The 16,505-nt window shown below is 62.3% G+C and carries 18 protein-coding genes, 2 pseudogenes and 1 other annotated feature; of the genes and pseudogenes, 12 read left to right on the forward strand and 8 right to left on the reverse strand.

Features of this window, described 5'->3' with window-relative positions; translation table 11 throughout:
• Positions 1-2: 2 nt before the first annotated feature.
• Positions 3-797 carry a class I SAM-dependent methyltransferase gene (locus M1D43_RS17385; protein ID WP_013850206.1) on the forward strand — a complete coding sequence of 265 codons (795 nt, stop codon included), beginning with the start codon at positions 3-5 and terminating at the stop codon, positions 795-797.
• Between the two features lie 83 nt (positions 798-880).
• Here the strand turns inward: M1D43_RS17385 and M1D43_RS17390 are convergent.
• Positions 881-1,006 (reverse strand): annotated as a pseudogene (locus M1D43_RS17390) (IS481-like element ISRm20 family transposase); the annotation flags it as partial.
• A 617-nt stretch (positions 1,007-1,623) separates the two neighbouring features.
• Here M1D43_RS17390 and M1D43_RS17395 point away from each other — a divergent pair.
• Both M1D43_RS17395 and M1D43_RS17400 read left to right on the forward strand, forming a co-directional pair.
• Positions 1,624-1,872, forward strand: a complete 249-nt coding sequence (locus M1D43_RS17395; RefSeq protein ID WP_003527850.1) for a type II toxin-antitoxin system ParD family antitoxin — start codon at positions 1,624-1,626, stop codon at positions 1,870-1,872.
• A complete protein-coding gene (locus M1D43_RS17400; protein ID WP_088198797.1) occupies positions 1,862-2,158 on the forward strand; it encodes a type II toxin-antitoxin system RelE/ParE family toxin in 297 nt (98 codons plus the stop codon). The genes M1D43_RS17395 and M1D43_RS17400 overlap by 11 nt, the downstream gene beginning before the upstream one ends.
• Before the next feature lie 74 nt (positions 2,159-2,232).
• On the opposite strand, the pseudogene M1D43_RS17405 reads toward M1D43_RS17400, so the two are convergent.
• A pseudogene (locus M1D43_RS17405) lies at positions 2,233-2,495 on the reverse strand (helix-turn-helix domain-containing protein); the annotation flags it as partial.
• A gap of 572 nt (positions 2,496-3,067) precedes the next feature.
• On the opposite strand from M1D43_RS17405, the gene M1D43_RS17410 reads away from it, so the two are divergent.
• Together M1D43_RS17410 and M1D43_RS17415 are read left to right on the forward strand one after the other, a co-directional pair.
• Positions 3,068-3,466, forward strand: a complete 399-nt coding sequence (locus M1D43_RS17410) for a hypothetical protein (RefSeq protein ID WP_017269012.1) — start codon at positions 3,068-3,070, stop codon at positions 3,464-3,466.
• A gap of 166 nt (positions 3,467-3,632) precedes the next feature.
• Positions 3,633-3,818 (forward strand): hypothetical protein, encoded by a 186-nt coding sequence (locus M1D43_RS17415; RefSeq protein WP_014527652.1) that lies wholly within the window; start codon positions 3,633-3,635, stop codon positions 3,816-3,818.
• A 3-nt stretch (positions 3,819-3,821) separates the two neighbouring features.
• On the opposite strand, the gene M1D43_RS17420 is transcribed toward M1D43_RS17415, so the two are convergent.
• Entirely contained in the window at positions 3,822-4,262 is a 441-nt protein-coding gene (locus M1D43_RS17420; RefSeq protein ID WP_498814331.1) for a PPC domain-containing DNA-binding protein, read from the reverse strand.
• Between the two features lie 289 nt (positions 4,263-4,551).
• Here M1D43_RS17420 and M1D43_RS17425 point away from each other — a divergent pair, with 289 nt between their 5' ends.
• Together M1D43_RS17425 and M1D43_RS17430 are read left to right on the forward strand one after the other, a co-directional pair.
• The gene (locus M1D43_RS17425) at positions 4,552-4,761 is read left to right on the forward strand and encodes a dodecin (RefSeq protein WP_003527838.1); all 210 of its coding nucleotides are present in this window, start codon (positions 4,552-4,554) and stop codon (positions 4,759-4,761) included.
• Between the two features lie 532 nt (positions 4,762-5,293).
• Positions 5,294-6,673 carry an alanine/glycine:cation symporter family protein gene (locus M1D43_RS17430; protein ID WP_027991363.1) on the forward strand — a complete coding sequence of 460 codons (1,380 nt, stop codon included), beginning with the start codon at positions 5,294-5,296 and terminating at the stop codon, positions 6,671-6,673.
• A gap of 279 nt (positions 6,674-6,952) precedes the next feature.
• Here M1D43_RS17430 and M1D43_RS17435 read toward each other — a convergent pair whose 3' ends face one another.
• From M1D43_RS17435 to M1D43_RS17455, 5 genes are all read right to left on the reverse strand, one after another.
• Positions 6,953-8,440 carry a SulP family inorganic anion transporter gene (locus M1D43_RS17435; protein ID WP_088198796.1) on the reverse strand — a complete coding sequence of 496 codons (1,488 nt, stop codon included), beginning with the start codon at positions 8,438-8,440 and terminating at the stop codon, positions 6,953-6,955.
• Entirely contained in the window at positions 8,415-8,654 is a 240-nt protein-coding gene (locus tag M1D43_RS17440) for a hypothetical protein (RefSeq protein WP_088198795.1), read from the reverse strand. The genes M1D43_RS17435 and M1D43_RS17440 overlap by 26 nt, the downstream gene beginning before the upstream one ends.
• Positions 8,507-8,562: a sequence feature (sul1 is cis-regulatory element that is thought to sense ions involved in sulfur or methionine metabolism; They are found in Alphaproteobacteria), on the reverse strand. Its footprint overlaps the gene before it by 56 nt.
• Positions 8,655-8,657: 3 nt before the next feature.
• Entirely contained in the window at positions 8,658-9,851 is a 1,194-nt protein-coding gene (locus M1D43_RS17445) for an MFS transporter (RefSeq protein ID WP_127576803.1), read from the reverse strand.
• 446 nt (positions 9,852-10,297) lie between these two features.
• Positions 10,298-11,227, reverse strand: coding sequence for a substrate-binding domain-containing protein (locus M1D43_RS17450; protein WP_127576805.1), 930 nt, complete (start codon positions 11,225-11,227; stop codon positions 10,298-10,300).
• Between the two features lie 160 nt (positions 11,228-11,387).
• Complete coding sequence (locus tag M1D43_RS17455; protein ID WP_003532113.1) at positions 11,388-12,245, reverse strand: SDR family oxidoreductase; 858 nt, start codon at positions 12,243-12,245, stop codon at positions 11,388-11,390.
• 192 nt (positions 12,246-12,437) lie between these two features.
• Here M1D43_RS17455 and M1D43_RS17460 point away from each other — a divergent pair, with 192 nt between their 5' ends.
• The 5 genes from M1D43_RS17460 to M1D43_RS17480 all read left to right on the forward strand — a co-directional run bounded on the left by M1D43_RS17460 (position 12,438) and on the right by M1D43_RS17480 (position 16,431).
• Positions 12,438-12,680 (forward strand): hypothetical protein, encoded by a 243-nt coding sequence (locus tag M1D43_RS17460; RefSeq protein ID WP_088198859.1) that lies wholly within the window; start codon positions 12,438-12,440, stop codon positions 12,678-12,680.
• Between the two features lie 48 nt (positions 12,681-12,728).
• On the forward strand, positions 12,729-12,920 hold the full coding sequence (locus tag M1D43_RS17465) for a hypothetical protein (protein ID WP_003532118.1): 192 nt from the start codon (positions 12,729-12,731) through the stop codon (positions 12,918-12,920).
• Positions 12,921-13,015: 95 nt separating this feature from the next.
• Complete coding sequence (locus tag M1D43_RS17470; protein ID WP_088198793.1) at positions 13,016-14,032, forward strand: SDR family oxidoreductase; 1,017 nt, start codon at positions 13,016-13,018, stop codon at positions 14,030-14,032.
• Between the two features lie 99 nt (positions 14,033-14,131).
• Positions 14,132-15,796 (forward strand): sensor histidine kinase, encoded by a 1,665-nt coding sequence (locus tag M1D43_RS17475; RefSeq protein ID WP_127576808.1) that lies wholly within the window; start codon positions 14,132-14,134, stop codon positions 15,794-15,796.
• The gene (locus M1D43_RS17480) at positions 15,796-16,431 is read left to right on the forward strand and encodes a response regulator (protein WP_027991357.1); all 636 of its coding nucleotides are present in this window, start codon (positions 15,796-15,798) and stop codon (positions 16,429-16,431) included. The genes M1D43_RS17475 and M1D43_RS17480 overlap by 1 nt, the downstream gene beginning before the upstream one ends.
• The last annotated feature ends 74 nt before the right edge of the window (positions 16,432-16,505 follow it).

The raw sequence follows: 16,505 nt of genomic DNA on the forward strand, positions 1-16,505 counted from the left end.
CCATGGACATGCGCAACCACGACCTGAAGGAAGATATCCGCGAATACTGGTCGAAGCGGTCGCAAACGTTCGACCTCGCCTTCGGCCATCGCATTCCGCCGGGGCCGGAGCTCGACGCCTGGGCGGCAGCGATGCGCGACGCACTGGGGGCGAGGCCGCTGAAGGTTCTCGAACTCGCCTGCGGGACGGGGGAGGTGACCAACGTGCTCCTTTCGCTCGGCCACGAAGTGACGGCGCTCGATTTCTCCGAGGCCATGCTCGCCGTCGCGCGGCGCAAGCACGCTGGGAACGACAGGGTCCGTTTCATACTGGCCGATGCCGAGCGCACGATGGAGCCGGACGAGACCTATGATGCGGTGGTCTGCCGGCATCTCGTCTGGACGCTGACAGAGCCGGAGCAGGCCTTCGCCGAATGGTTCCGCCTGCTGAAGCCGGGCGGCAGGCTGCTCGTCTTCGACGGAGACTGGTCGAAACCGACGCCGCTCGGCCGTCTGGCGTCGATCGCGGTGGCTGCCCTCGAGCAGATCATCGGCCACGACCCGCATTACGACGGGGCCATGAGCGAACGCCATGCGACGATCATGGAGCGTCTGCCCTTCGGCGACGGCCTCACCGTCGAAAGACTTCTCCCTTTGATCGAAGAGGCGGGATTCGAGAACATAGAGTTGCCATCCCGCCGCCCGATCGCGGCGGCCCAGCGCAGGAATGCCGATCTCAGAAACAGGCTGAGGACGTTCTTCTACCGCAGGTTCTTCCTCGTCTGCTCGCGGCCTTCGGGAGATGCCGGCCGCAGGTAGATCACTTCCCAACGCACTAAGGCCCGTTGAGATTTGGGATACCCGCGGCGCTTGTTTGATTACCTCATCCCTGTGCTTGTTGTTTAGCCCGGAGACATAACGGACGTCTGTTCGGATACATCACTGACCGATTGATTGTTGGTCAAGTTGATTGTCGCGATGTGATGGGCAGCGAAGAAAACACCATAGTGGCCGTCGCGGTCGCCGGGGGCAGTACGGCGGACGACGCCGCAGCGAACACGGATCGGTTCAACGTACCAGTCGCGCCCATCCATGTTTCCCGCCCGAAAGCCTACGAGGACGCACCAGCCTTTGGGGCAGACGCCACAGGAGTTGGAGCCGCAGGGAAGTGCCGCCCAGGAAGTCGCCGGCCTGTTCAGCTTCCTTTCGGAACAGGCAAGCATGATTATAAGTAAGCACGAAAGGATGAAAGCATGAGTCGCGAGCCTTCCCTCCTAGCGACCACCATCAAGGCGGCCGAGCAGCCGGCGGCCGCGCCAGCAGCCCGCAGCCGGCGGGAACCTACATTCCGCCGTCGCGGGCAAGACGGCCAAAACCCACAATTTGCCGCCGGCCTATTGGGAGACGCTGGAAGAAGTCAGCTTCCGAACCCGCGACGACAAGGGCAAGCGGATTCCGCAGGAGAGGCTTGTGGCCCAGGCGCTGAACCTGCTTTTCGCGAAGTACAATTTCCCGGTCGTTCGAGAGGGTGGCGAGTTAGCGGGCAGACATGATGCTTACATAGCTGCATGTAAGCATCATTAGGCCGATCTTGCCAAAAAATAGCAACTGCTGGTATATTGCGCTTCAACAAGGAGATATGTCCATGGCTGCTAGAAGCACATCTATTTCCCTTGGCGATCACTTCGCCGGTTTCATCGACAGCCAGGTGCAAACCGGCCGCTACGGCTCCGCCAGCGACGTTGTGCGGGCTGGACTTCGGCTTTTGGAAGAACACGAGGCGAAGGTAAGGGCGCTGGAAGCGGCTTTGATCGAGGGCGAAGAATCCGGCGAGCCAGAGCCATTCGACAACGAAGCGTTCAAAGCCGAAATGCGCGCCGAATATGGCGACTGAACGGCCTTTCCGGCTCGCTCCTGCCGCCAAGGCCGACCTTCGGAAGATATGGCGCTACACGGCTCGCCGCTGGTCTCTGGAACAGGCGGAGACCTACCAAGACCAGCTTTATACTGCATTTGAGGGACTGGCCGCAGGGACGAAGAAAGGCCGCAATGTCGATGTGCGACCGGGTTATCTCAAATACCCGGCAGGATCGCACATCGTCTATTTTCGGAATCGCGGCGACCGGATCGACATCATCCGCATCCTGCATGGCCGGATGGATGCCCAACGGCATTTGTAGAAGCGGCCGGCGCGCGAAGCGTCGAAGTAGGGCAGGGTATCATGTTTACCTGTCAGCATGTAATCATCCGCCCCGGCCCCCCAAGCCCGATGCGCATCGCGCACCGCAAGCACCTCGGCCGCTACCGCTTCGTTGCAACGCATCGGGCTATATGCGGGCGCCGTGAGCGATCCGCCAATTCCCCGTCGCCGGCTTCCCACCGCGCCAGCCATTTATAGCGGATATCCGGGCTGATCCCGAACCGCCGGCACAATTCCCGCCGGTTCACACCCTCCTCAAGCGGAAGTCGCACAAACTCCCGCCGCTCTCCCATCGTCGATACCTCTCGCCACGGCATGGAATACCCCTCCGAAGCCAAATCCATGCCAGTATGACGTGTCAGCCATCTCCCCGAGCACCCGTCAGTTATGTCCCCGGCTAAAAACTGTCACAGGGATCCAGCCAGCCCAAGTCCTTGGGCTGGAAGAACTCTTCCCCGCGCCGCAGACGCGGCGCTGCTGGATCTTTTGTGACAAGCACAGAGATGAGGAGGTGAGATTGCAGTCCTCCCCGCGCTGACCGACGCGCTCGGCAATCTTGTCCGCACCGCCCTACGTGCCGACAACAGAGCACCAACGCCATCATCATCTCGCAGCAGCCGTTATAAACTCAAGATGAATCTCAACCGGCATTGGATCACGATGTTTTTAGGCAGGTCGGATCGACCTAAAAACATGAACGTGACGCGGGATGCGGGCGCAAAACCGCACACACTTTTCCTCATCCCGCTCTAAATCCGTTGCTGCCTAATCCGCCTGCTCAGGCGTCATCAGATCCAAATTCGACCTCAAAAGGAACTCCGGGCCCCCGGCCGCCGTTTCCGGGTTGCTGTCTCTGACAAGTTGGGACCCAGACACGGAGGATGAGCATATGGCACAGGAAAAGCGACTCGGATCCACCATACCGCGCGGCGTGGTCGATACGAAGAACGGATCGGTGGGCGTTCCGGACCAGGCAAGCATGGAAGAGGAAGTCAGATCGTTGCGCGAGCAGGTCAATGCGCTGACCGAAAAGCTCTCCGATCTCGGCATCTATTCCGGCAGGGCCATCGCGGACACCGGCCGCAGGGCCGGCGAGATGGCAAGGGAACATCCCGCCTGGACGGCACTCGCCGTGGTCGGTCTTCTGGGGCTGCTCATTGCAGGAACCAGCCGGCCCTATTGGCATTCGCGGAGCTCCTCGCGCATCGAGGACCTGATCGCCGATATCGAGGACCGGCTGAGCGATCTGAAGGGCCGTTACTGGTCAAGCAGCTGGCGGCCCTGGTGAAAATTGCGGCCCGTCCTGCCGGATACGATGTGCGTCCAGGTAGAGAGTCCGCAGTCGGGAGAGCGCGGCATGCTTTGCGAGGAACCGATCGGTTTCTCGCTTGTTCGGTCGCCGTGTCGAAGGTTGCCGGCGCGTGCCGGCCAGAAACAAGCATTGGAGCACCGAGATGGAACACAAACCGGACCGTGCCAAGACCAAGGGCGAAAGCGGCACCGCCAAGAAGAACCAACCGGGTCACGTAGGCGGCGACGAGGCCCGCAAGGCGAAAGAATGGGGCGGCGGTTCCAAAGCCTCAAAAGGCGAGGTCAGCCGGGAAGACAAGCGCAACCCGAATTCGAGTGCGAAAAGCTGAGCCTCATTCAGCGTCGAGCTCGATGAGCGCTATCCCGAGTTCCGGTGGCCGGCACAATCCAGTCGGGCTTTCGCGGATGATGACCTCCAGGGTCGGACGGACGTAACCCTCGAGAAGGTGCCCGCCACGTGTCGACCCGTCTTCCAATCCCAGAACCGCATGCAAATGCAGGCTCGGGCGGCCGGCTTCGTCGCGGGCAATATCGCCGATCGCGCTCAGAACTTCCGATTGCTCCGCTACGGGGATCTTCCGGTAATCTCTGCTTTCGATACGGAAGAAGCCCACCGTGGCACTGCTGAAGGCGCCGATCGCCGTCACCGAGGCGCCCGCGATGTCCGCCTGGGCTGCGAAGGCCGAAATAGCCGAGAATGCTTCGTCGCCCTCCTCGAGTACGAGAATGAAGGTACGTTCGCTCGCGTCTTGCGCCAAAAGTTTCTGTTTCATCAATTTGCCCTCGTCTCCGCCCGAACTTTTACCATGACGATCTGTTCCAGATTGAGCGAAGCCCCAACCGTTCATCAAGTGTCGGGCATCTCCGCGAGCGTCATAGAGCATTTTGATCCCGATGGCGGCCAGCCGCCCAGCGCGGCACGCCGATTTTCCTCGAGCGCTGGCGGTTCGCGCCGAACGGGGGCATGATTGTCCCTGGCGGCGATCTGCCGCCGTCCCTTGCCGCGCCAACAAGGAGATCCGGCGAGCCTGGAATCAAACCAGAATCCTTCAGGAGGAAACCGTGAGCGAGCACGTCTACAAGAAGATCGAGCTGATCGGCAGTTCGCCGAACTCGATAGACGAGGCCATCGAAGGGGCGATTTCGCGTGCTTCGAAAACCACCCGCAATCTCGACTGGTTCGAAGTGGACCAGATTCGCGGCCAGATCGTGAATGGCAAGGTCGCGCATTACCAGGTGGTGATGAAGGTGGGCTTCCGCATCGACGATTGAGGTGCGCACGGCGCCGAGAACGGGATGCGACATTCCGCCCCGACTTGTTCCGCGGGTTCCACCTGCCTGCGATTGCCACGAGAAGAGACGCCGGCACCCATGCGGAAGCCGGCGATGCCGGGTGTCGGCCCTTTCCTAAGGGCCGACTGACGGCTGAATGGCTATGTATGTTCGCGCGCCGAATACTGACAGTTTCGTGCCGGCCGCGCCGCTTTCCCATGCCGATCTGCGGCCATCATCAATTTCATAAATAGAAGCATTCGAACTATGAAATTCACCAACGTCGACTTCTATGTATGATCGCGGTCCCAAGGGGGCCGGCATGTATCCATCGCGCCTGACGAACCGGCTCCACGGGTACCGCCTGCGTGTTCGCAGACGGGGGACACCCGGGCCATCCTCGAGCGGAATGAGTCGAGGTGCCTGTGGCCCATGAACAAGACGGCTTGCAATATTCGCCGGTGAAGTTAGTCAGGCCGCAGGCGTGCTCAGGCTCGCGGAAAGACATGGCACCAGGGAGGAAAGCAGTCTCGTGGAAGCACTCAACCAATTCTTTAACTGGCTCAACGGCATCGTTTGGGGCGTGCCTATGATCGTGCTGATCATTGGCACCGGTCTGTATCTTCAGCTTCGCCTGGGCTTCATGCCGATCCGCAAAGTGGCCTATGGCTTCCGCATGATCTTGAAAAGCCGCAGGCCGGGGAGGGCCGCCGAAGGCGAGATTACGCCCTACGCCGCGCTGATGACGGCGCTGTCGGCCACCATCGGCACGGGCAACATCGCCGGCGTCGCTACCGCTATCGCGGTGGGCGGACCCGGTGCGCTGTTCTGGATGTGGGTTACCGCCTTCGTCGGAATGGCGACGAAATACGCCGAGGTCGTCGTAGCGGTGAAATACCGCGAGGTCGACGACAAAGGCGAACACGCCGGCGGACCGATGTTCGCCATCAAGAATGGACTCGGAAAGCACTGGCAGTGGCTGGGCACAGCCTTTGCCATCTTCGGCGGACTGGCGGGTTTCGGTATCGGCAACATGGTCCAGGCCAACGGTATCGCCAGTGCGGTCGAGAACGCCTTCGGCATCGAGACGTGGATCAGCGGCATCGTGATGACCGTCTTGACGGGTGCGGTGATCCTGGGCGGCATCAAGCGAATCGGCGCGGTGGCCGAGAAGGTCGTGCCCTTCATGGCGATCTTCTATCTCGTCTGCGTGGCTGCCGTCCTCGTCGTCTTTGCCGGTAACATTCCGCAGGCCATCGCCACCATCTTCACCCAGGCATTCAGCCCGACGGCGGCCACCGGCGGCTTCCTCGGCTCCACTGTGCTGATGGCGATCCGCATGGGTGTGGCGCGCGGCATCTTCTCGAACGAGGCGGGTCTCGGTACCGCCGGTATCGCACAGGCTGCCGGCTCGACCGCCAATCCCGTTTTCTCCGGCGTCATCGGCATGATGGGCACGTTCATCGACACGATCATCGTCTGCACCCTAACGGGTCTGGCGATCATGGTGTCGGGCGTCTGGGCATCGGGCGAAACCGGAGCGGTGCTGAGTTCTGCGGCGTTCGAGGCGGCGCTGCCCGGCTACGGGAATTATCTCGTGACCATCTCACTGGCATTGTTCGCCTTCACGACGATCCTCGGCTGGGCCTACTATGCCGAGAAGTGCTGGGAATACCTGATCGGAACCGTGAGCGCGATACCGTTCCGCATCGTGTGGACCGTCGCAGTGTTCTTCGGCGCCACGCTCAGCCTCGACTTTGCCTGGCTGGTGGCCGACACCTTGAACGCACTGATGGCTATTCCCAACCTGATCTCGTTGCTGCTCCTGTCCCCGGTCATCGCCCAACTGACGCGTGACTACTTTGCCGAAGAACGCGCCCGCGCGGGAGTGGCCTCGCAAAGCCAGGGCTAGCTGATCCAGAGCAAAGGTGCGCAGCGGTTTTCCGCGCGCATCCCACTCCAACTACAGGAGTCGATCACGTCCATGATTTCAGGTCGACCCGTCCTGAATCATCGGGTTCTGCAGCGTTTCCGTGAACTGTTCGTCCTGGAGAGGCGGGGCCGGAAGGACTGAGTTGGCGGAAATCGCGCGGAGATCGGGTAGCGCAAAGTCGAGCCGTGCTCGCCGGCACGGCAACCGTGTCCATGTGGGCGAGACCTGGGTCGATCGATCGACCCGGGTCTCATGGATTCAATGTGTTGCGGTGAGCTCCGTGCCTTCGCTCTTGTCGTGCACGGCGAAGCGGTCGAGCATATGAGCGCTTGCCTCGTTGAGGCCGATCACCTCGACGGTGACACCGTGGCGGCGATATTTGAGCACCACCTTGTCCAGTGCGCCGACTGCGGTGATGTCCCACAGATGCGCCTCGCCGACGTCGATGACGACCTTGTCCAGCGGTTCCGCGAAGTCGAAGGCGGCGATGAACCCCTCGGTCGAGGCGAAGAAGATCTGGCCGTCGACATGATAGGTACGCACCTTTCCGCTCTCGTCGAGCATCGAACGGACATGGAAGAGGCGGGCGACCTTTCCGGCGAAGAACACCCCCGACAGAAGCACCCCGACCAGGACGCCCTTTGCGAGATCGTGGGTGCCGACGGTGGTGACGACCGTTGCCAACATCACGACGGAGGAGGGCAGGGGATTGCGGCGCAGGTCGAGGATGGAGCGCCAGGAGAAGGTGCCGACCGAGACCATGATCATCACGGCGACGAGTGCGGCCATCGGAATGATGCGGACGAGGTCGTCGAGGACGAGGATGAGGAAGAGAAGGAAGGCGCCGGCGACGAAGGTCGAGAGCCGCCCGCGTCCGCCGGAGGTCACGTTGATCACCGACTGGCCGATCATGGCGCAGCCGCCCATCCCGCCGATGAGGCCGGAGGCGATGTTGCTTGCGCCTTGGCCGATGCATTCCTGGCTCTTGTTGCTCGTCGTGTCCGTCATGTCGTCGACGATCTGAGCGGTCAAAAGCGATTCGAGCAGCCCTACGGCGGCAAGCGCCACCGAGTAGGGGAAGATGATCTGCAGCGTCTCGAAGGTGAGCGGCACCTGCGGCAGCGCGAAGATCGGCAGGCTCGACGGCAATGCGCCGAGGTCGCCGACGGTGCGGACGTCCATTCCGGTCCAGAAGGCGACCGCGGTCAGCACGGCGATCGCGACGAGCGGCGAGGGAACCGCCTTCGTGACATAGGGAAAGAGGTAGATGATCCCGAGCCCTGCCGCGATCATCGCATAGGTGACATGCGGCACACCGATGAGTTCCGGAAGCTGCGCCATGAAGATCAAGATCGCAAGCGCATTGACGAAGCCGGTGATGACCGAACGGGAGACGAAGCGCATCACCCGGCCGAGCTTCAGGAAGCCTGCGGCGATCTGGATGAGCCCCATCAGCAGGGTGGCGGCAAAGAGATATTCGAGGCCGTGTTCCTTGACGAGCGTGACCATCAGGACGGCGGTGGCGGCGGTCGCCGCCGAGATCATGCCCGGGCGGCCGCCGGCGAAGGCGGAAACGCAGGCAATGGCGAAGGAGGCGAACAGGCCGACCTTCGGATCGACGCCTGCAATAACCGAGAAGCCGATCGCCTCCGGTATCAGCGCAAGCGCCACGACAATGCCCGAAAGGACGTCGCCGGGGATGTTGGAGAACCATTCGCGTTCATAGCTGGTAATCGTCGTTTTCATGATTTTCTTCGCAAGAGTAGCACACCAGGCCGGCAGGAGCCGGCTCGTCGAGGTTTGATGCTGTTGCGTTGTCTGGCGGATCGGCGGCCAGAAGAGCCACCCGGGGTTTCACCGGGTCCGGGGTGAGTTCCGGCTTTATACGGATCGGTTGGTCCCGATGCAATGCCGGATTGGGCGCTGCCGCAATGCCGGCGGCAGCGCCCGTCTGCTGCAAATCTCAGCCTATGACGGTGGCGGGCTCGCCGGATACCGCGCCGCGCCGGTCGAGAACGCCGCTCCAAAGCGTCAGCAGAAGCGCACCGGAGACGAGGATGGCGCCGACCCAAGGGGTGGCGGCAAGTCCAAGGGGAGAGTCGACCACCGTGCCGCCGAGCCAGGCGCCGAGCGCGATCCCGAGATTGAAAGCGGCGATGTTGAGCGCTGAGGCCACGTCGACGGCACCGGGGCGGTGCTCCATCGCAAGCTGCACCACATAGAGCTGCAGGCCCGGCACGTTGGCGAAGGAGAGAAAACCGAGAGCGGCGAGCGTCACGAGCGTCAGGACCGGCGAAACGGCGGTGAACGAGAAGATCACCAGCACGAGCGCCTGCAGGAGGAACAGGCCGATCAGCGCCTTGACGGGATTGGTGTTGGCGATCCGCCCGCCGGCGATGTTGCCGATGGCGATGGCGACGCCGTAGAGCACGAGGATCAGACTGACACTCCGTTCGGAGAAACCGGTGACCGCCTGCAGGATCGGCGCCAGGAAGGTGAAGGCGACGAAGGTGCCGCCATAGCCGAGCGCGGTCATGGCGAAGACGATCAGCAGGCGGCCGGAGCCGAGCACCCGCACCTGATCGAGGAGGCTCGCCGGGGCGGCCTTGGCGAGCGTGCCCGGGAGCAGGGCGGCGATACCGGCAAAGGCGACGACGCCGAGTGCAGATACGCCCCAGAAGGTCGCCCGCCAGCCGAAGACCTGGCCGATATAGGTGCCGATCGGCACGCCGGTGACGATCGCGACCGTGAGCCCCATGAACATCATGGCGATCGCAGAGGCGCGGCGGTTCTCCGGTACGAGATCGGCGGCGATCGTCGAGCCGACCGAGAAGAAGACGCCGTGGCCGAAGGCCGAAAGCACCCGTGCGACGAGCAGCACTTCATAGTTCGGCGACAGTGCCGCCACGGTGTTGCCGCCGATGAAGAGCGCCATCAGGCCGAGAAGCAGGGGCTTGCGTTCGATCCGCCCGGTCAGCGCTGTCAGGACCGGCGCGCCGAAGGTGACGCCGAGCGCGTAGACGCTGACGATGAGGCCGGCAAGCGGCAGCGTAATTGCGAGGTCGGTAGCGACCGTCGGCAGGAGACCGACGATCACGAATTCGGTGGTGCCGATCGCGTAGGCCGCGATCGTCAATGCGAAGATGGCCAAAGGCATGGCAAAATCCTTTCCGCCCGCCGTTCGCGAAGGCGATACGGGCTAGAAGACGTTGGCGATGGTCAATGTTTTCGTTGCGCAATATGCTGCAGCCGGGCGGCTGCGATAAGCACCTCGCCAGTCGCAATGCCTGTGAATGAAATTCACGAATGGTTGGCTGCGTTGCCTAGAGCGGGATGAGGAAGAGTGTGTGCGGTCTTCCGCCCGGCTCCCGCTCTAACTCCTTGAAATCGATCAAGTTCATGTCTTTAGGTCGACCCTAGGAGAGGGGCGAACTCATTCGAACGGTGTCGTAACCTGCCCCCCATCCGGCCTGCCGGCCACCTTCTCCCCGCAGGCGGGGCGAAGGGGACCCCATCCAATGGCCATCCAGTGGGGAGAAGGTGCCGGCAGGCGGATGAGGGGCATCAAACATGGCATCCCTATCGCGCCTCCCAACGACCGCCTTACTGATTTGCCGTAGCGTAGTCCTTCATGTTCTCCGGCGTCACCAGTTCGAAGGGAACCCAGATCTGCCGCTCGGTCTTGTGGTCGCGCGAAAGCGCGACCGCGGCGTCCATTGCGGCCGCCCCTTGAGCGATGGCGTTCTGAAAGACGGTTACGTCCAGGTCGCCCGCGGCCATGGCGGCCAGGCCGTCCGGCGTCGCGTCGATGCCGCCCACTACGACCTTCGACATGTCGACTCCCGCCGCCTTCATTGCCTGGATCGCGCCGATCGCCATCTCGTCGTTATTGGCGATGACGGCATCGAATTCCCGTCCCGTCGAAAGCCAGTTCGTCATGATGTTGGCGGCTTCGAGCCGGTCCCAATTGGCGCTCTGCTCCTCGATGACGCTCATGCCCTTGCATTCGTCGGTGGCGATGACGTCATGAATGTCCTTCGTGCGCGTAAGCGAGGAGTGATTGTTGAGCGGTCCCATGAGGACATAGGCAGCACCCTTGCCGCCGAGCAGCCGGCAGACTTCCTTCGTCTCGAGCGTGCCGGAATCGATCTCGTTCGAGCCGACGAAGGCCGCCGTCTCGGGCAGTTCGTCGACATCGGCCGGCGGATGGTTCGCATAGACGATCGGAATGCCCGCGTCGGTCGCCATCTTCGTCAGCGCCGGCGTGCTGTCGCCGTCGACCGCGACGACGATGATCGCATCGACCCCGGAAGAGACGAAGTTTTGCACCTGGTCGAGTTGCCGGCTCGCGTCGTTCTGCGCGTCTTCGACCTGGACGGTGACGCCATCGAGCTTGGCTGCCTGGTCCTGCATGCCGTTTCGCAGAATGGTGAGGAACGCGCTGTCGGAACGGGCGATGGTGATGCTGACGTTCTCGGCATGCGCGCTGCCGGTAATGAGAGCCAGGGCCGCGGCGGACAATAGATGTTTCATGGATAAACCTCCCTCAGCTGGACTTCAGAATCCATGTGTAAATGGAATACAGGTTCTGAAGAAAATCAAGAATGAAATGTACGTTTCATTCTTGATTTCGGTGGAGGCTATCGGCGCGACGGCACCACTTCATGGCGGTGAATGAAAGGCCGGCGTCCGGTCAAAGGAAAGGCTTGCCGCCGGTCACGGCAATCGTTGCGCCCGACACGTAGCTCGACATCGGATCCGCCAGCATGACATAGGCCGAGGCGAGTTCCACGGGCTGGCCCGGTCGCTTCATCGGCACCTGTTTGCCGAAATTGGCGACGGTATCCTCGGGCATGGTGGAGGGGATCAGCGGCGTCCAGATCGGGCCCGGGGCCACGACATTCACCCTTATCCCGCGTTCGGCCAACATCTGCGCGAGACCGGCGCTGAAATTGTGAATCGCGCCCTTGGTGGTCGCATAGGCGAGCAGGATCGGATTGGGAACGTCGGCATTGATGGAAGCGGTGTTGATGATGGCGCTGCCCTTCTTCATGTGCGGCACCGCTGCCTTGGTCAGGTAGAACATGGCGTGCATGTTGACCCGGAATGTCAGCTCCCACTCCTCGTCGCTGATGTCTTCGATGTTCTTGAAGGTCGCCTGATGGGCTGCATTGTTGACGAGGATGTCGATGCCGCCGAGTTCCCGAACGGCCGTTTCGACGATCCTGCGGCAATGGTCGGACGACTGGATGTCGCCGGCGGCGAGCACGGCCTTGCGACCTGCTTCCTCCACCAGAGCCTTGGTGGCCATCGCGTCGTCATGCTCGCTCAGATAGCTGATGAGGACGTCCGCTCCCTCGCGCGCATAGGCGATCGCCACGGCCCTGCCGATGCCGCTGTCCCCGCCGGTGATGATGGCTCTCTTGTCCTTCAGGCGTCCGGAACCCTGGTACGAATTTTCCCCGTGATCCGGCAGCGGCTGCATCCGATCGGTAGTGCCGGGCATTTCCTGGGTTTGGCGGGGAAAGGGAGGGTGCGGAAATTTTTCCATGGTCACGAACTCCTTCGCAAGACTCCTTCTAGAATGGCGATCGGCATCGCTGGGCTGCCCCGGCGAGTACGCGGCCCTAACTCGAGCAGACCGGCTTTGTTCCGGGCCATGGGAGCCTTGAGAAGACCGCCGATGGAACTTCGCCTACGGCTCTACGTTGCCCTCCTGACCCAAAAAAAGCAGGAGAGTAAGATGGAGAGAGCCAAGCGCCCATCGGCCGCCCCCCTTGATGTGAAGACTGTGGGAGGGCCGGTCGAGCATGACAGCGACCTGCGCCCGGAGGCCGACAAACCCCCGATCGAACCGGACGATATACCGAACGCCAAGGCCGCCCGAGAGGCGGCGCGCTTGAAGAGGGATGAATACATCGTCAAGTCCGACCTGGAGGATGCCGACCAGCGCAATCCCCTGCCCGACATGAAAGACCAGGAATGAGTGCGATCCAGTTGGTCGGTTCGCCTCGCAGCTTGATGGAGAATGACGATGAAAACGCCAAAGGAAGGCGCGCCCGGCACCACCGAGCAGTCGCCGCGGTGGGAGGGACCGAAGGAGACGCGCCCGAGAGGATACCTTCCCGCCAAGGATGATCCGGAACGCGACCGGGACGCCGTCGGTGAGAACCTGAAGGATCCGCATCGCGGCAAGGTTTCGGACGCCGGCAAGACGAAGCGTTAGCGGCCTGAGCCGGAACATCTTCGACCGCTCGCGGTTCCACACGCGGCGGGGGCGATGCTTGCGATGCGGTTGCCGACTGCAGATGGAGGAGCAGTATGTTGAATTCTCTCGAAGATGCAGTGGTCGTCATCACCGGGGCCTCGTCGGGGGTTGGACAGGCGACCGCCGAGGCCTTTGCCCGGCGCGGGTCGAAGCTCGTGCTGGCGGCCCGCGATGCGGCCGCGCTTCACGAGGTGGCCAGAACCTGCCGGGAACTCGGGGCGGAGGTTCTCGTCGCCCCGACCGACGTGACGGACGCCGACGCGGTCAAGGACCTGGCCAGGAAGGCGATGAGCTTCGGCAAGATAGACGTCTGGTTCAGCAATGTCGGCGTCGGCGCCGTCGGCCGCTTCGAGGAAACGCCGATCGAAGCGCATGAACAGGTCATCCGCACCAACCTGATCGGCCATCTCAACGACGCGCATGCGGCGGTTCCGATCTTCCGCAAGCAGGGACACGGCATTTTCATCAACATGATCTCGCTCGGCGGCTTCGCCTCTGCACCCTTTGCCGCGGCCTACAGCGCCAGCAAATTCGGCCTGAGGGGCTTTTCCGAAGCTCTGCGGGCGGAACTTGCGGACGAGCGCGACATTCACATCTGCGACGTCTACCCGACCTTCATGGACACACCCGGGGTCGGACACGGCGCCAATTACACCGGTCGCAGGCTGAGCGTTCCCCCGCCCGTCTACAATGCGCGCCGCGCTGCCCGGGCGATCGTGCGCCTGGCGGAACGCCCGCGCAATTCGCTGACCGTCGGCCTCGTCGCCGACCTGACGCGGTTTGCGCATTTCGTCGCGCCGAACATGACCCCCCGGCTCATGGCGAAGCTGACAGCGCGCTATCTGAGCCGCGCGCCGCGCGTGGCGAGGAGCCATGGCAATCTGTTCAGGGCACCGGCCGAGCCCGGGGGCATAGACGGCGGGCTACGATCGTCCCGCCGGATTCCCGTCGCAACGACGGCCGCTGTCTGCGTGCTGGGCATTGCCGTCGCCGCGCTGGTCCTCGGCAAGCCGCGCGCGCCCGTCGGCCGAGGCCGCTCCGGCGTCGCGCGTCTCTTCAGGCGCGCTTAGGCGGCATCGGATCGTTGACTTTCGCCCCATTCGCAGTGAAGATCGCCACATACTAATATAAATTTTCACTTCTGCGATAGCGCGAAGGCAGATTTGCGCATGGCGATCACGCAGCCGACCCGGAATGACGCGCCTGCGCGCGCTCACCGCCCCGCCAAGGAATTTGCCGGGCTGGCGCGCGAGTGGCTGTTGCGCACCGATCCGGAACGCCTGATCTGCCTCGGTCGCGTGATCACGGCAGCCTTCGCTATCCTGGCGATCTATCTCGATCCCACTCGGCCTAACTCGCTTCTTTACGAGTCTCGCATCGTTCTCGGCCTCTACCTTCTCCTCGCAATTGCGCTGGTGATCTTTCCGCTGCGGTACTCGTTCATCAGCCCGGTGCACCTTCTGATCCATGGTATCGACGCGGCGGTCGTCGGCTGGCTGACGTTTCTGACGAACGAACTGGCGAGCCCGTTCTTTTCTATACTTCCGTTCGTCATCCTGGCGATGACGATGCGCTGGGGTTTGAAGGGTGCCGCGCTCGGAGCACTGATCGCCCTTCTCGTCCAACTCGTGGTCGGCCTTCCCGACCTTCTCGACGGCGACGCGGAACTCAATGTTTTCATCATGCGGTCCATCTATTTCGTGCTCGTCGCCGCGACGCTCGGCTATTTCGGAGCCTATCGCGAACGAAGCCGGCAGCGCCTTGCGCAACTCGCGCAGTGGCCGCCGGGCGCAATCGGCGAGGACCGGGTGTCGTGGCTGAGCATCCTGTTGGAACATGCTTCCGGCGTTCTTGGCGATGCGCATCTGCTCGTCATCTGGCGCGAGCAGGAATTCGAATCGGGGTGCGTAGCATACTGGGCCAGCGGTACGCTCCAACTGGCCGACCTCAGGCACACCGACTTCTGGCGTCGTCACGATCCCGATCACTACGACGGACGCGGTCGCAGGAGCGGAGAGGCGCTGAATGGCCTCTTCGCCGATTTGCCCCAAATCCACGCAAACACCGAGCAATCGGATCGCAAGGTATTTTCCGCCGCCTTCTCCAGTGTTCGATATCGCGGCTGCGTTTTCGTCGTCAGCTTTGCCAACGCCGCCGACGACACGAAAGATCTGTCTCAGATCATCGCCACCCGCGTCGGGACGGAGCTCGAGCGTGTCGCGCTTATCCAGGCCGCCCGTTCCGAGGGGCGCATGCGGCTTGCCCGCGATCTGCATGACAGCGTGCTTCAGAACCTCACTGCGGCGCGTCTCAAACTGAAACTGATCGAAGAAGGAATCCCGGATGGCGCAAAGACGCAGCTGACCGAGGTTGGGTCGCTCATCCTTGAACAGCAGCAATGTGTCCGCAAATTCGTGGATGAGAACCGAACGGGAGAGGAAGGCAATCTCGCCAGGCTCGAGCAGGAACTTCCGGAATTTCTCGACCTGTTGAGAACGCAGTGGAATTGCGCAATCGACGTGTCGCACGGACCCGCGCCGCTCGTGGTGCCCAAATGGATGCTTTACGAGATAATGCAATTGATCTCCGAAGCCGCAAGCAATGCGGTGCGCCACGGACGAGCGACGGTGTTGCGGATAGCTTTTGTTAGGAATGCGGAGCTCCTGAGCCTGGAGATCGCCGATAACGGCACGGGAATATCGGGTGAACTCGAGATGAAGCCCCTCTCGCTATCGCAGCGGGTGGCGGAGCTTGGTGGAAAGCTGGCGGTCTGCCGGAATTCTCCGGGCCTCGGGCTCGAGATCGCGCTACCGCTGAAGCTGGAGGTCAGGTGATGCATACGGTGTTGCTTGTCGACGATCACCCGTTGCTCCTGCGAGGATTGCAGGACATTATTGCCGCAGCGCCGGACTTCGACGTCGTCGGAGCAACGGCAAGCGGCGTCGAAGCGATTTCGCTCATTTCCCGCCTCCAGCCAGACATTGCCGTCCTCGACGTGGCCATGCCGGGCATGGGCGGATTGGAAATCCTGAGGGCGATCCGCGGCACGCGGCGTCTGACGAGGGTGATCTTCCTGACCGCAACGATCAGCGGTCCGCAGATCGCGGAAGCGCTGAAGATGGGGCTCTCCGGTCTTCTCCTGAAGGAGTATGCGCCCGAAGCGCTGCTCGACTGCATGCGGCAGGTCGCCATGGGCGGGAAGTGGCTGCCGGCCGATCTGCTGGCAAATGCGTCTCAGGTCGGTAACGACGCGACGCTGGAGAGGTTCAGTCTGCTTACGCCGCGCGAACGCGAGATCGCAGCGCTGATTTGCGGCGGTCTCTCCAACCGCATGATCGCGGCGAGACTCGGGACCTCCGAAGGTACGGTCGGAATTCACCTCCACAACATCTTCCGCAAGTTGGACATCAGCAATCGCGCGACGCTTGCCGCGCTTCATGTGCAGTACACCAATCCCTTGAGATCTTGAGCGCTCGAAGTCAAAAAAAAGGAGGCACTTGAGCCTCCGAGCTGGCATGGAGCTTGTTACGCGCCGGTGTAGGT

It is taken from the genome of Ensifer sp. R1-3 (assembly GCF_056739175.1).